The sequence below is a fragment of the Corynebacterium sp. S7 genome, from assembly GCF_054401105.1.
Genome location: NZ_CM136760.1, coordinates 630,421 through 644,392, shown reverse-complemented (window position 1 = coordinate 644,392; position 13,972 = coordinate 630,421). Strand labels below are relative to the sequence as shown.

Below are 13,972 nucleotides of genomic sequence, written 5' to 3'. Positions count from 1 at the left end.
CGAAATCACCTCGCATCGGAATGGTTCACAGCGCGTCACCGTGCGGTAAGCGATGACTGTCTTATCTTCAGATCATCTTCAGCTTATTTTTAGGCGGTCGCCGTGCTCGTTTCGGGGGCGCTCCCGGTCGCCGTCGCGGCCCGTTCGGTCTCAGCCGCAGTAAGGACAGGTCGGATCCCTATCAGTAAGGCCAGTGCCGCAATGGAGATGATGGCACCGACCAGAGGCAACGCCAAGACCCCGGCTTGAGTGAGCACGACACTACCAAGCGCAGATCCTGCAGCCATACCAGCCTGGCTGAGGACGACGCCGATACTCATCGACTTTTCCGGGGATCGAAATCCAACCAGCAGTAGAGTCTGCTGCCACACCATGACAAGGCCGGAAAATCCGATCCCCCAGACGAACAGCAGGACGAGGATGAAAGGGATGCTCCTAATCCCGATGGACATTAGTAACAGGCTCACGGCCATCAGCACAGGCATGACTATCAGCGAGGCCAAGCGTGAGCGTGCCGCGATCCGGCCTCCAAGCCACACGCCGAGTATGCCTCCGGTACCAAAGACAAACAAAGACAAACTAGTTAACTGCGGTGGCGCGTCGAGTTCATCAAGGTAGGGGTCGATGTAGGTGATCACAGACATGTAGGCCAGCATTAACAGCATCCACCCGGCACTGATCCTTAAGACACCCGGCTGTCGAATCGTCTGTATCAACCCCATTTGCTGAGTCTGTTCGACGCGCAGCGGGGGGATTTTTACTGCCAGCAGGACGGCACAGACAAGCGACAGCAAAGCAGCTGCGAAGAAAGTCACTCGCCATCCAAAGGCGGTACCCACAGCAGAAGCCAATGGGGCGCCGAGGGCGATACCAACGGTGTTCGCTCCGGTGACAATGCTCAGCGCTAGGCGCTCATGTTTCAGTCCGGCGACACCTATCGCCACGGCAGGCGCGAGCGACATGAGTACCCCGTGCGCGCCACCGGAGATGAACCTACCTACTAGGGCGGTTTCCAGATCCGAGGCGAGGAACACCGCGACATTTCCGGCCACAAAAACGAGCAACGTACCGGCAAGGGCGACTCGGCGAGAGAACCGCATCATCAGAGCGGTCAGCGGCAGCGTGAGGATTGCATTGCCAAGTGCATATAGCGCGGTCAACGAGCCAGCCATGGCAACACTGACGTTCAAGTCCGGGGCCATCTGGGTTAATAGACCTGCCGGGCTTAGCTCTACGGCAAGGGCAAGGAAGCCCGCCGAGGCAAGCGTCAAAATCACCAGCCAGGGGAAGCGCTCGGTTGAGGATTTATCTGTTGTTGAAGCCATGGGTGCCTTTCAGTGACGTTATGTCTCATCCTTCAATGGCACGATCCCGCGGGGAGACCAAGCCAATCACAAGTGGATACGATCTATCCGATTATTTACACTATCACGAAAGTGGATATAGTAAATCCGGATATCATCTGACATAGGCCTCCGTGACATGCGACCGGAATTGCCCCATCCCGATACAGATCACGCGATACACCATCGCCCCGATGGTTTAAGGGAGTTACTCCACAACGTTTTGATTACTTTTTTTAGTTTCAACCCGTTCTGGTTTCTCATTTAGGGGCATGAATATTAGCCTTTGTAATCGTGTTTACGATTCGCCGTTCTGCAGTCTTCGTCGTCGCACTCGCGACGGCGTTTGTAGTTTCGGCTTGCGCAAATGACGGAACCATTGCAACCCAAGCCGTCAGCAGCCCGAGTGGTACCGACACCCCTGCCGGTGTGCGGCCACTCGGCGATGCCAGTTTGACGGAAAAGTCCCAGCGACCCGAGGCCCCAAGCCAACTTGTGGTGACCAATGTGCGCACTGGTGCGCACGAACATTTCGACCGTGTTGTGTTCGACTTTGCTGGCACTGGCCATCCGGGGTGGTACGTTGACTACGTCAATTCCCCTGCTCAGCAAGTTTCCGGTTCCGCAGTTCCGGTGAAGGGTAAAGCCTTCTTGAACGTCAACATTGACGGTATTGTCCCTGCCAAAGAGCTCGGCATGGTAGCCCCCGAGCTGCATACCATCGCCGGAACCGGCTGCGTGGTCGAGGTGGTCAAGGCTTCCAATAGCGTCGACCGCACCCAGTTCATCATCGGCGTGGACAAAGAAAAGCCATATTCGGTGCAGGTGTTGGAAGATCCGCTGCGCCTCGTGATTGATTTCCGCACAGACTAGCCATACCTATCTATACCTATCCATACATCGCCTCAATCCGCCATCCGCCCTGCACCCACAACAGCAGCCACGCTTGTTGCGCTTCATTTTCTCGCTTTCCGACGACCTGCAGGCGCGCAACCTTCCGCGGGTGTGCTTCCCACCAACTGCCGTCAACCGGCCAGGGACCAGCCCATGCGCTAACAAGGTAGTGCTTCTTGCCCCACCCCAACGCATAGGGCCGCGAGCTCAGGACGGCCTCCGCGGTCACCCCCACCTTTTGTGCCTGAGCATCGATCAAAACAACGCGCGCCGCTGGGTGTGCTGGGCCTCCGCCTAAGCGCGCCGGTAAAGGTGCTGGGATGGCACCCGGCCATTCCCCTTCCGCAGGTTCTGGGGCGCGCTCCCCGAAGGGCACCAACTCGATCCGCTCAACGACTCCCCGCCCACCAACTAACACAGGCTGTACTACCGCGTCGAGGCCAAGTGTGGACTGCACCCGCTCGACGACCCGGCGCGCAGCATCTGTTGTTGTGCCGTCACGCCAGAGTTCACCGACAGGTTCGGGCGCGGCCAACTCCAAGGGCTCTAAGATCAAAGACTCGATGGCTCCCGCCCCACCGCTGGTCAACCACCCGTCGAGCTGCCAGCGCACACGGTCAGCGGTGGCAGCCTCGGTCAGTGCTTCCCTGGTCCGCCAGACGCGCTCCACCTGCTTTCCGTTTGTCAGCTCCGCGATGATTTTCAGGCGCACGCAGTTTTTTCCCACGGCCGAGAGTTTCTCGTGGAGCGCGGCCGCCAAACCACGCGCGGCGAAGGCGGCCGCATCGACGCGTTCAATCGGGTCCTCTGGGGTGAGGCCAACTGCAAGGTCTGTCATGGGCAGCTCGGGTGCTACCCGCCGGTCGGGTGCGGCGCGGGCAATTTTGTGGCAGGTGATACCTCCCACGCCGAAGCGGGTCGACACAGCTGTGGAGGGCAACTGCGCCAGATCCCCTAAGGTGCGCACCCCTAATTGGCTCAAGGAACGCACAAGTTCCGGGTCTATTCCCAGGGCTGCTTCCGCGGCCAAAACGGAAACCGGTTGCTGGGCAAGAAAGCTCGCCGATTGGCCTGCCGCGACGATCTGCCCTGAACGCGAGGCGATAATCGCCGTAGCAATTTCGTCGGCGACACCGGCCATCGCATCGATCCCCTTGCGCGCAGCTGCATCAAGGAGCATCTCTAACGCCGTGGCTTCGCTGCCATGAAATTTCGCCGCAGCAGCCACGTCTACCAGGACGAGGCCCGGCCGGAGCACCTCAACAGACGAAGCCACATCGTCAAAGCTTGCCGCCAGCGAGCTAAACATCCGCCCGTCACGATCCGTGTCGTTTTCCAACACCGTCAGACTCGGGCAGACCGCTTGGGCTGCGCGTACCTTCATTCCGCGCCGCACTCCCTGGGCGCGTGACACCGACGAGCACACTTTAATCCGGTGCTGCTCGCCAATAGCCAAGGGCTCAACGAGGCTATCCTCCGCGCTCAAACGCGCAGCCTGAATCGGCCAGTCCGGAAACCATAGCGCAGCCACCCGCATTTAGCGCACCGCCCGAAGATGTCTGCGCGCTCCAGCCACACCAGATTCACCTGCACGCCCAACGGTAAGCACGCCGGAGGAGGGCCGGTGGCCTTTCGCCTCCGCCCGAACGTTCAAGTCCATCCCCGTGATTCTTCCGCTGCCCTGCCCGATCCCACGGAAATCAGCCACCTGCGCCGATACCGTCAACGCAGGTGATTGCACCTTGGTGCCCACCAGCACTAGGCCTGCGTGACCAGCCCGAAGTTTAGCCAATATTGGTCTCGCACGTACTGGCGAAAGAGTTAGTTCGACAGAACTGCGGTACACAACAAGATCGAGGCCCTCAACCAAGACAGAGGCAACAGACAGGGGTTCTGTGCCCGGGTCAGGCACAGCAACAACGCGCTGCAGCTCACCAATGCCCGCATACGATAGGTCCGGCCATCCCACAACGCCAGCAAACCCGCCACGAGAGGTGACCTGCTCAATCAATTCCACCACAAGAGCTGGGGTATCGCTTAAATGAGTGACCGATCTCCGAGGTAAACCGCCCAAAGGCAAGAGGCGCTGCAGGCCATCGCCAACAGGGAGAACATCCGTAGTTTCGGTAACCTGTTCAGGAACTTCCCCACCTAAAGCGGCCATACGGGAGCGCAAAGTGGCGATCTTGTCAGCCCTACTGAGCTCTCCATCAAGATCGCCAAACTCCTCCGCTTTCCGAACGTGTGTTCCCTCCACACTTTGTAGTATGCTCCCCTAATTCGACACACGCAACACCCCTGCTCGAACACATATTCTACACACCCTAGCGCGATCCCCTATCCATAAACGCAGCCGATTGCTAGTGTTGCGTACATGACAACATCGGAGATTATCCGCGCGTCGGAGCGTCACCTCTGGCGCGATGCGGCCGTTGACTCGCGCCAATCTTTCCTCGCCACCGGCAACTTCAATCTTGCCGCTAATGCGTTTGGCCTGCTCATGGTGCATAACGACGACGTCGTCTCCCCCGGCGAAGGCTTCGACATGCATCATCACCAGGACGCCGAAATTATTACGTGGGTCCTCGAGGGCGCGCTCAAACACCGTGATTCAGGCAGTACCGAATCGACCATCGTCGAAACCGGCATGGCCCAACACATCAGCGCAGGTTCCGGCGTCCGCCACTCCGAGGTCAACGCCGCGGGCTACACCAGTAAACAGAAAGTCCGGGTGGTCCAAAGCTGGCTCCCCGCCGATGTCTTAGGCACAACACCATCGCATGACCACCACGATTACAACGAGGCCCTGCAATCCGGCGATTTCATCCAAGTCGCCGGCCCCAATTCGCCCCTTCCCTTAGGGGTCCACGGAGCTGCGTTATGGGTCGCAAGGCTTCACGACGATCGCCCACGCGAACTTTTAGGTGGGGCCTTCGTCCGCGTCTTCGTCGCAAAGCACAATGCTGAAGTCAACGGCCTGAAACTGCACGCTGGCGACGCCCTCCGCCTCAGGGACGTAGAAAAACTCAGCGTCACCGGTTCCGGCGAGGTGCTGGTCTGGGTGATGGAACGTGGCATCTAACGCCACTTAATCGAAGGATTCCCGCCACCACGCGCTTCGCGCACGGCGGTTATGCTCGCGGGTCATCATCAGCGACGGCAACGCGCCCAGCGCCATGAGCAGAAACGACCACAACCCAATGCTTGGGTAGGCCAGCGCCGTGGCCACCATCAAGAAGAAATATCCCAGGCTACGCGCCGTGTACCACGGGAAATCGCTCCAAAGAAGATCTCCAATGAAATACGGAATCACACCATAGGGGTCGCGCGCGCTAAATCGACCCGTGACAAAGACGGCCAGAATGGCTCCCACAATCAAAAAAGTCGCTGCAACAATGATTCCCATGTAGAAATAATGGCAGGGTTGCCCACTCCAGGCAACGCTTTTCTCAGCTGATAGCCTAATTTCTATGACGGCCTACGGTGACATGAAATCCCATAAGACTCCCATCCCTACTCCCACACTGGTCCGCGGGATCGGATCAATTCTTATTGGCGCCTCTGTTGCCATCATGGTGGGGCCATGGTCGATCGGGCTGCGCGTGGGTCTCGCTGGTACTGCTGCCGTTTTGGCAATTGTGCTGACGCTTTTGCACCCTTATCGTCGTGAAATGAAATACTTCGCGCTGGCCAACAATGTGGATACTTTCCCCACCATCGGCCAGATCGTGCCGTTGATGGTGTGGTGGCTCCTGCTGATGCTCGCCCCAGTGCTGGCTCCGTGGCCACTGTGGGGAGTGGTCCTTGTTTTCATTGCTATCGCTGGGGTGGCGTGGGTGCTCTATCCGCATGTCGACGGCACGCGCAAGCTGGCCTACGCCTAATCCAGATCGCGATCAGCTGCCCAGCGAGTAAGTTGATGGCGGTTGGATTGCTGGGTTTTGCGCAAGATGTTTGATGCGTGCGTTTCCACCGTCTTGACGGAAATGAATAGCTCCTCGCCGATTTCCTTGTAGGTGTAGCCACGCGCAAGGAGGCGTAGCACCTCGAGCTCGCGCCTGGTCAACGCGTCGACAACAGGGTCATCGATCTTTTCGGGTTCCCCAACTGGGTCCTCCACCACGCCACCCGAGGCGAAAGCGTCAAGCACGAAACCTGCCAGGCGCGGCGAGAAATAGGCATCGCCCTCGTTGACGCGATTGACGGCCTCGGCCAACTCGACCCCGTCGATGTTTTTCGTTACGTAGCCCCTGGCCCCGGCACGGATAAGCGCAATGACATCTTCTGCCGCATCAGAGACCGACAGAGCCAAAAACTTCGAATCAACGGTGGTCTGTTTGATCACTGCCAAGCCACCGCCGTCGGGCATGTGCACATCAAGTAATACGACGTCAGGGCGAGTGGAGTTGATGCCCGCGACGGCCTCGCGCACCGTACCAGCATCACCAACAATGTCTACTTTGTCGGCGAGCTCAGCACGCACGCCAGCTCGGAACACGGAATGATCATCAACAAGGAAAACTCGCACCATAGTTCATTAGGTTACCGGCAAGCTGAGCTTAATTTCGGTCCCGGGTGACGCCCCTGTTGTAGAAGCAGTAGTTGAGGAGCGAATTCTCACATCCCCACCTGCTCGTTCCATCCTGCCAATTATGGAATCGCGCACACCATGGCGGTCCTCGGGAATCTCCTCGGGATCAAAGCCTGAGCCACGATCGCGTACATAAATGGTCAGCTCGCCTGCCAGATTCTCGGCATATACGTCGAGCGTGTCCACGCCTGCATGCTTTCCTGCATTCAACATTGCTTCGCGGGCAGCCAACACAATAGGTTCAGTTTCCTCGCTAAAACCCACGTCGTCCCCTACTGTCACGGGACTGATCCGCACCCCAACAAGATCTTCTACCTCGCCAGCAGCCTTGTTCAAGGCGGCAAAGACTGTGGTTGATGCCTTTTCGTCCGCGTCGAAGAGCCAGGCGCGTAGCTCTCGTTCCTGCCCACGGGCCAAACGTGCCACTTCCTCGGGGTTATCGGCACGCTTTTGAATCAGCGCAAGGGTCTGCAACACCGAGTCATGCAAGCGAGCTGCGATTTCGGAGCGCTGGTTCGCCACTGCTTTCTCCTCGCGGGCGCTGACAAGGGAGGAGGTCAGGCGCATCATCAAAGGGATGACCAAGATTCCCACGCCCAGCAGGGTAAGGAACACCGAGGCGACCGCGCCGGCGAATCCTCCGTCCTCCCACAACACTGCCATGGCAATGATTCCTGCAAACACCAAGGCCACACCAGCAACGAGTGCGACCACGTTGCCCACGGACCTGTGCCCACGGTCAAAGGCCTGCCAGGTGAGGAAGGCACCCACTGCCACCACGCCGAGCGCAACCAAAACAAATGCATTGACGCCGCTGAGCAGCCCACTGGTGGCAACCGCACCCACAACACCAACCGCTGCCAGCGCAACGTAGGAAGCCATGCCCATCTTGTGATTCGAGGGCACAGGTTCATCGCGCTCATTAGGCGAAGAGAACATCCAAATCAGGGCGTAGACGGCTACGCCCGCGCCGGACAAAAAGGCGGAAATAACAAAGGCAACGCGCACCCAACCGACATCAACGCCCAAATGTTGCGCTAGGCCCGCGGAAACACCCGCTACTACTCGCCCATTCTTCGGACGGGTGTAGCGCGGGTACAGCATCGGCTTTTCCGCGGTGATATACGGGGATCGTTGTGACATACACATAATTGTTCCATGCCACCTGTGAAAAAGAATCGGGGTAAACCCTGACGCCAAATTTCAGGGCAGATCCCGATTCAAAAACCCACCTCACTGAGCCAAACTTAAAGCATGAGCACCTTCAACGACACCCTCAAAGACATCTGGGCCACCCGACCACCCCGCATTCCCAAGAAGCAAGGCGGAAACGCTTACCTTGGCGGCGTCTGTGAAGGTCTTGGAGCCCGCTACCGCATCGACCCTACCCTGCTGCGCATCCTGTTCGTTGTCACCTTCTTCATGTGGGGTGGCAGCCTACTGGTCTACCTGATTTTGATGCTGGTAATGCCGCGCTACGGCATGACCACATCGCCTTGGGACGCAGTCTCTGCCCAAAAAGACACCCTCAACCCTACTGAAAAGGAGGAACGCCAAACTGGCTGGGTCCTCATCGTCTTCATCTCCATTATGTCCATCGGCCTGCTCGGCGGATCCAGCGCTAACTCGAGTTCGCTGACCGGGCTTCTCACCATCGTCGCCTTCGCCGCAATGATCTACTTCCTGCATCAGCGCACTCCGGAAGCACCGGAAGGGCTGTTGGCTGACCCGCCGGAGCAGCCTCATCACCAACCAGAAGAGGCCGCAAGCAAGGGCGCCCCGGGGGAAGGGCAATCGTCGCAAAGCTTCACCCCTGACTTCTCTACCCTGAAGCCCGTGGACGGCTACCCTCACCCCGAGGTCGGGCGCACCACGCCTCCTGCCTGGGACCCGCTGGGCACCGTACCTGAGCTGTGGGATCTGCCCGAGCCAGCGCAGCCGGAGCCGGAAGCTCCGAAGAAGCGCAGGAACGGTTGGGCCTGGATCATCGGTACCACCACCGCTGTGATTCTGATCCTGTCGGCCGCAGGCTTCGGCATCATCAGCAACGTCGAGGTCGGCGATACCACCGGCGACCGCATGGTCACCATGTCCAGCGAGGCAGACTTGGTCAACATTAATCACAGCCTCGGCCAGCTGACGGTGGACATGGCGGACTTGCCACCGCTGGATGCCGATCACACGATCACCATCCAAAACAGCCTCGGCGAAACCTCCATCACCCCGCCGAAAGAAGTCCGCACTCAATTTGAATGCACCACCAGCGTGGGCACCGCCTCGTGCCCCGGAATGGTCAACCCGGATGCGGCAGGCGGCACGCTCACTGTGCGCATCGATAACAGCCTCGGAGACATCCTGGTGCGCAACTAATCTCCGGACTAATCTCCTCTAGGCACAAAAACGCGCCGGGCAGCAAGGATCGAAAGACCCCTGCTGCCCGGCGCGCTTCATCGTTGTAAAGCGGCTTTACGACGATTTACTCCCACTCAATGGTTGCCGGTGGCTTGGAGGTAATGTCCAACACCACGCGGTTGACCTCGTCGACTTCGTTGGTGATGCGAGTAGAGATGGTCTCCAACGTGTCATAAGGAACGCGGACCCAATCCGCGGTCATGGCATCCTCGGAGGCCACAGGGCGCAACACGATCGGGTGGCCGTAGGTCCGGCCGTCGCCCTGGACGCCCACGGAGCGCACGTCTGCCAAAAGCACGACTGGGCACTGCCAGATGGTGTTGTCCAGGCCAGCCGCTGTCAGCTCCTCGCGGGCGATGGCATCCGCCTTGCGCAGCACCTCGAGGCGCTCGCCGGTGACCTCGCCGATAATGCGGATACCCAGGCCAGGACCAGGGAATGGCTGGCGGTTCACGATTACCTCAGGCAGGCCGAGCTCGCGGCCAACGGCGCGGACCTCGTCCTTGAACAGCAGGCGTAGTGGCTCGACGAGCTCGAACTCGACATCGTCGGGCAGGCCGCCCACGTTGTGGTGGCTCTTGATGTTCGCGGTACCAGTGCCGCCGCCGGACTCAACTACGTCTGGGTACAAGGTGCCCTGCACCAGGTAATCCACCTGCTCTCCTTCGAGCACACCAGCAACGGCGCGCTCGAAGGCACGGATGAACTCGGCGCCGATAGCCTTGCGCTTTTCTTCTGGGTCGGTGACACCGGCGAGCTTGTTCAGGAAGTTTTCGCGCTCGTCCATGGTGACCAGGCGAACGTCGGTAGCAGCCACGTAATCGTTTTCTACCTGCTCGCGCTCGCCTTGGCGCAGCAGGCCATGATCAACGAATACACAGGTCAGGCGGTCACCGATGGCGCGCTGCACGATGGCAGCGGCCACTGCGGAATCCACGCCACCGGACAGACCACAGATGGCCTTGCCCTCAGGACCGATCTGCTCGCGGACCTGCTCGATGAGCTGCTCGGCGATATTGGCCGGAGTCCAATCCTGCTCAAGGCCAGCGATCTCGGTGAGGAAGCGGGTAAGCACTTCCTGGCCGTGTGGGGAGTGCATGACCTCTGGGTGGTACTGCACACCGGCCATCTTCTTGTCCACGTTCTCGAACGCAGCCACCGGCGCACCAGGCGAAGTTGCGGTGACGGTGAAGCCTTCTGGTGCCTCCGTAACCGAATCGCCGTGGCTCATCCACACCGAGTGCTCGCTCTCCAGGCCAGCGTGGAGCACGCCACCCTTGACAGTCAGCGGAGTACGGCCGTACTCGCGGGCACCCGTCTTTTCCACGGTACCGCCGAGGGCTGCCGTCATGGACTGAAAGCCGTAGCAAATGCCGAAGACTGGCAGGCCAAGCTCAAGAATTTCTGGGTCTAGTTTCGGTGCACCATCCTCATATACCGACGATGGACCACCAGAGAGAACCAAAGCGGTGGGATTTTTTGCCTTGATTTCTTCTGCAGTGGCAGTGTGCGGGATGACCTCGGAATAGATTCGGGCCTCACGCACACGGCGAGCAATCAGCTGAGCGTACTGTGCGCCGAAATCGACGACGAGCACGGGGCGAGGATTAGGTGTATTCACGCCCCAAAGTCTAGTGCACGCCCCTAGCCCACGTGAATTCTAGGTCGTTTCGTCTCATCGGGTATGGCGCGGCGCAGAATCTCGCGTGTCTCCGTAGCCACCTGCCCCTTACCAATAAAGACGTAACGCAGCGTCTGCAACAGTGGGCTGCCAGGCGCCCAATCAAAGTAGAGGGTCGGCACGACATCGAAGCTCCGGGCAATATGGATCGCGATTACAGCCAGCGAGTTTGCCACCGAGGAGGCTTCAACCGACAAGATTGCGTGCCCATCCTCGTCGGTACACCCTCGCACATAGAGTTTCCCGGAGAAGGCCGATGGGTCGCGGAGCTTGATTTCCAGGTAGATCACGGATTCGTCGTCGAGATTGTTGTTCACTCGGATCTCACGATCCTTCGCACTTAGGTCATCTGCTTCGTTTCCTTCGCCCTGGTAGGGAGCGAATGGGATGATATTCAGCCGGCTTCCTGTGGTGTGCGCCTGCAGGATCGCCTCGGCCTTCTCATCCCAGACAACACCAACGTCGCGCAGCTCATAGGCCCTCCACATTCGCGAGATGAAGGAGAACACCAAAATGCAAACAATGAAGAAGGCTGCGACGCGGATGCCATCGGGGCGCTCGATAATATTCGCCGCCGTCGTCGCCACAAAGATCGCGGAAGCCACTGCGAAGTATGCCCGTGCCTTGCCCCGCGAGTACAGCGTTACAGCGATCGCACCCGAGGTGATCACCACCAAGACGCCCGTCGCGTACGCCCCGGCCTGTTGCGTCACGCTTGCTTGGAACACGAGCGTGACGACGATTGCCGCCGCCGCAAGAACCCCAACCATCGGGCGGGAGCGTTGCGCCCACCTAGGTGCCATGCCATAGCGTGGCAGGTACTTCGGGATCAAGGCGAGCAGACCACTCATGGCGGATGCACCCGCGAACCACAAGATGGCCACGGTGGAAATGTCGTAGACCGCACCAAAGCCACTGCCGAGATAATTGTGTGCCACCCACGCAAGCGCGCGGCCTTCGGCAGCGCCACCTGTCTGGAATTCGGTTGCCGGGATCAAGGCCACCGACACGAAGGAGGACAAGATGAGGAAAACGGACATGATCAGTGCAGACGTGGTGAGCAATTTGTGTGCACCGTGGATCCGCTCCTCGGTATCTTTGGCGCGGATCAGTGGCATCACGGAGACACCGGTTTCAAACCCGGACAGACCCAGTGCCAACTTCGGAAACACGAGCAGCGAGATCAGCACAATGGCCCACGGGCTCGCGTGTGAATGTGCCAGCGCGTTTGCCCAGTTGCTTACCAGTTCTGGATTTTTGAACAGCTGATAGATTCCAACGCCGAGCACAACCAAAGTCAGCGACAGATAGGTGGTGACCAAGACCACGGCCACCGAGACCGCTTCCTTGAAGCCCTTCATAAACACCAAGGCCAGCAAGACAATCAGGCCGATGGTCAGGGGAAGCTGCCACGAGGATTCCGTGGTGTGCAGGATGTGCGCCGAAGCGTCAGCCGCAGAAAGCGTGATGGTGATCATGAAGTCAGTGGCCGCGAATCCCAACAGCACAAGGACGATCAGTTTGCCGCTCCAGCCGTGAGTCAGGCGCTCGATAAGGGCAATCGATCCCAATCCGTTTGGCGAATGCCGAGCAACCATGCGGTAGACAGGAACCGCGCAGAACAAGGTCACCAAAACGAGAACCAGCGTAGCGGGCGGTGCCAACGCTCCCACTGCGATAATTGCGATACTTGGCTGATAGCCAAGGGTGGAAAAGTAATCAACGCCAGAAAGGCACATCACTTTCCACCAGGGGTAATCCCGCTCTTTAGCGGGCCGCGTAGTGAAGTTATCTCGGCGGACTTGTCGGTAGGGCTTGCCTACTCTAATAGCCACATAAGGAAAAATACGCCTATGCGCCCCATCGCACAATACGCCCCGCTAGTTCAGCGAAAGTTGCACTTTCTGGAAGCGCTTCACATCGGTGTATCCGCACTTGGCCATTGAGCGACGCAGGCCTCCTACCAGGTTGTACATGCCCAAAGGATCAGAGGACGGGCCGTGGAGTATCTGCTCGAGCGATGCCGTATTTTCTTCATTGTCGGCATCAAAGTTCTCGGTCATTTCAACGTAACCGCGAGGGAACTGTGGGTGTGCTGCCGAGGACTGCCAGTACAATCCCTTGCCCGCAGCCTCCGTGGCACGTGCCAGTGGAGCACCCAGCATGACGGCGTCGGCGCCACAAGCGATAGCGCGGGCGATATCGCCGGACAGGGCAATTTCACCGTCGGCGATGATGTGAACGTAACGCCCACCGGTTTCGTCCAGGTATTCCCGGCGCGCGGCAGACGCATCGGCAATCGCCGTCGCCATTGGGGTGCCAATACCGAGGGCGGCTTCCGAGGTGGTATCGCCCGAACCAACGATGATGCCTGCAGCGCCGGAGCGCATCAGGTGCAGCGCAGTAGTGTAGTCGGAGACGCCACCGGCAACGACGGGGATCTCCAAGGACCCAATGAACTCCTTCAGGTTCAGCGGTTCCCCGCCTTCCTGGACGTGCTCGGCGGAAATCATCGTGCCTTGAATAAAGAGCAGCTCGGCGCCCGCCTTGATCACCACTGGTGCGATTTCGCGGGCGTACTGTGGGCTCACACGCACGGCAACAGTTGCCCCGGACTCGCGGATCTGGGTGATGCGCTCGGTAAGCAGATCAGGATCGATAGGTGCCTGGTGCAGTTCCTGCAGCGCGCGGGTTGCAGCCTGGTCACCCTTCTTGACTGCTTCGGCGATCTTGGCAATTGCGGAATCGGCATCAGCGTGGCGGCCGTACACGCCCTCGGCGTTGAGCACTGCCAAGCCACCCTGCTTGTCCATTTCAATGGCAAACTCAGGGCTGACCACCGCGTCGGTGGGGTGAGCAACCACGGGGATATCGAACGTATAGGCGTCAATGTGCCAGGTGGTGTCCACGTCCTTGGACGAGCGGGTCCGGCGGGTAGGCACGATAGAGATATCGCTGAGGTGGTAGGTTGAGCGGGCTTCGCGCCCAATTCCGATTTCTACGTAATCACGCATGGGCCCTATTCTACGGCCCCGCTTCACCTGCAGGTGG

The 13,972-nt window shown here is 59.2% G+C and carries 13 protein-coding genes; 4 read left to right on the top strand and 9 right to left on the bottom strand.

Annotation, left to right across the window (positions count from 1 at the left end):
• Positions 1-89 precede the first annotated feature (89 nt).
• Positions 90-1,325 carry an MFS transporter gene (locus ACXZ66_RS03180; protein WP_458750443.1) on the bottom strand — a complete coding sequence of 412 codons (1,236 nt, stop codon included), beginning with the start codon at positions 1,323-1,325 and terminating at the stop codon, positions 90-92.
• 312 nt (positions 1,326-1,637) lie between these two features.
• On the opposite strand from ACXZ66_RS03180, the gene ACXZ66_RS03175 reads away from it, so the two are divergent.
• On the top strand, positions 1,638-2,216 hold the full coding sequence (locus ACXZ66_RS03175) for an AMIN-like domain-containing (lipo)protein (RefSeq protein ID WP_458750442.1): 579 nt from the start codon (positions 1,638-1,640) through the stop codon (positions 2,214-2,216).
• 16 nt (positions 2,217-2,232) lie between these two features.
• Here ACXZ66_RS03175 and ACXZ66_RS03170 read toward each other — a convergent pair whose 3' ends face one another.
• Positions 2,233-3,774, bottom strand: a complete 1,542-nt coding sequence (locus tag ACXZ66_RS03170; RefSeq protein WP_458750441.1) for a Y-family DNA polymerase — start codon at positions 3,772-3,774, stop codon at positions 2,233-2,235.
• Positions 3,775-4,494 (bottom strand): hypothetical protein, encoded by a 720-nt coding sequence (locus tag ACXZ66_RS03165; RefSeq protein ID WP_458750440.1) that lies wholly within the window; start codon positions 4,492-4,494, stop codon positions 3,775-3,777.
• 117 nt (positions 4,495-4,611) lie between these two features.
• Here ACXZ66_RS03165 and ACXZ66_RS03160 point away from each other — a divergent pair, with 117 nt between their 5' ends.
• Positions 4,612-5,319 carry a pirin family protein gene (locus ACXZ66_RS03160; RefSeq protein ID WP_458750439.1) on the top strand — a complete coding sequence of 236 codons (708 nt, stop codon included), beginning with the start codon at positions 4,612-4,614 and terminating at the stop codon, positions 5,317-5,319.
• Between the two features lie 6 nt (positions 5,320-5,325).
• Here ACXZ66_RS03160 and ACXZ66_RS03155 read toward each other — a convergent pair whose 3' ends face one another.
• Entirely contained in the window at positions 5,326-5,643 is a 318-nt protein-coding gene (locus tag ACXZ66_RS03155; RefSeq protein WP_458750437.1) for a hypothetical protein, read from the bottom strand.
• A 64-nt stretch (positions 5,644-5,707) separates the two neighbouring features.
• Here ACXZ66_RS03155 and ACXZ66_RS03150 point away from each other — a divergent pair, with 64 nt between their 5' ends.
• The gene (locus tag ACXZ66_RS03150) at positions 5,708-6,121 is read left to right on the top strand and encodes a hypothetical protein (RefSeq protein ID WP_458750435.1); all 414 of its coding nucleotides are present in this window, start codon (positions 5,708-5,710) and stop codon (positions 6,119-6,121) included.
• Here ACXZ66_RS03150 and ACXZ66_RS03145 read toward each other — a convergent pair.
• Positions 6,118-6,768: a LuxR C-terminal-related transcriptional regulator gene (locus ACXZ66_RS03145; protein WP_458750434.1), complete on the bottom strand. Its 651-nt coding sequence runs from the start codon at positions 6,766-6,768 to the stop codon at positions 6,118-6,120. The two genes, ACXZ66_RS03150 and ACXZ66_RS03145, sit on opposite strands and share 4 nt — an antisense overlap.
• Before the next feature lie 6 nt (positions 6,769-6,774).
• Positions 6,775-7,971: an ATP-binding protein gene (locus ACXZ66_RS03140; protein ID WP_458750432.1), complete on the bottom strand. Its 1,197-nt coding sequence runs from the start codon at positions 7,969-7,971 to the stop codon at positions 6,775-6,777.
• 111 nt (positions 7,972-8,082) lie between these two features.
• Here ACXZ66_RS03140 and ACXZ66_RS03135 point away from each other — a divergent pair, with 111 nt between their 5' ends.
• A complete protein-coding gene (locus ACXZ66_RS03135) occupies positions 8,083-9,198 on the top strand; it encodes a PspC domain-containing protein (protein ID WP_458750430.1) in 1,116 nt (371 codons plus the stop codon).
• 106 nt (positions 9,199-9,304) lie between these two features.
• Here ACXZ66_RS03135 and guaA read toward each other — a convergent pair whose 3' ends face one another.
• From guaA to ACXZ66_RS03120, 3 genes are read right to left on the bottom strand one after another with little or no spacing between them, the layout of a single operon-like run.
• Complete coding sequence (guaA, locus tag ACXZ66_RS03130) at positions 9,305-10,861, bottom strand: glutamine-hydrolyzing GMP synthase (protein ID WP_458750428.1); 1,557 nt, start codon at positions 10,859-10,861, stop codon at positions 9,305-9,307.
• 23 nt (positions 10,862-10,884) lie between these two features.
• Complete coding sequence (locus ACXZ66_RS03125; protein WP_458750426.1) at positions 10,885-12,756, bottom strand: APC family permease; 1,872 nt, start codon at positions 12,754-12,756, stop codon at positions 10,885-10,887.
• Positions 12,757-12,801: 45 nt separating this feature from the next.
• Complete coding sequence (locus tag ACXZ66_RS03120) at positions 12,802-13,935, bottom strand: GuaB3 family IMP dehydrogenase-related protein (RefSeq protein ID WP_458750424.1); 1,134 nt, start codon at positions 13,933-13,935, stop codon at positions 12,802-12,804.
• Between the last annotated feature and the right edge of the window lie 37 nt (positions 13,936-13,972).

What these genes read in the sequence shown, in the direction of transcription:
- ACXZ66_RS03180 (WP_458750443.1), bottom strand. Translation starts at nt 1,325, where the DNA reads ATGGCTTCAACAACAGATAAATCCTCAACCGAGCGCTTCCCCTGGCTG.
- ACXZ66_RS03170 (WP_458750441.1), bottom strand. Translation starts at nt 3,774, where the DNA reads ATGCGGGTGGCTGCGCTATGGTTTCCGGACTGGCCGATTCAGGCTGCG.
- ACXZ66_RS03160 (WP_458750439.1), top strand. Translation starts at nt 4,612, where the DNA reads ATGACAACATCGGAGATTATCCGCGCGTCGGAGCGTCACCTCTGGCGC.
- ACXZ66_RS03155 (WP_458750437.1), bottom strand. Translation starts at nt 5,643, where the DNA reads ATGGGAATCATTGTTGCAGCGACTTTTTTGATTGTGGGAGCCATTCTG.
- ACXZ66_RS03150 (WP_458750435.1), top strand. Translation starts at nt 5,708, where the DNA reads ATGACGGCCTACGGTGACATGAAATCCCATAAGACTCCCATCCCTACT.
- ACXZ66_RS03145 (WP_458750434.1), bottom strand. Translation starts at nt 6,768, where the DNA reads ATGGTGCGAGTTTTCCTTGTTGATGATCATTCCGTGTTCCGAGCTGGC.
- ACXZ66_RS03140 (WP_458750432.1), bottom strand. Translation starts at nt 7,971, where the DNA reads ATGTCACAACGATCCCCGTATATCACCGCGGAAAAGCCGATGCTGTAC.
- ACXZ66_RS03135 (WP_458750430.1), top strand. Translation starts at nt 8,083, where the DNA reads ATGAGCACCTTCAACGACACCCTCAAAGACATCTGGGCCACCCGACCA.
- ACXZ66_RS03120 (WP_458750424.1), bottom strand. Translation starts at nt 13,935, where the DNA reads ATGCGTGATTACGTAGAAATCGGAATTGGGCGCGAAGCCCGCTCAACC.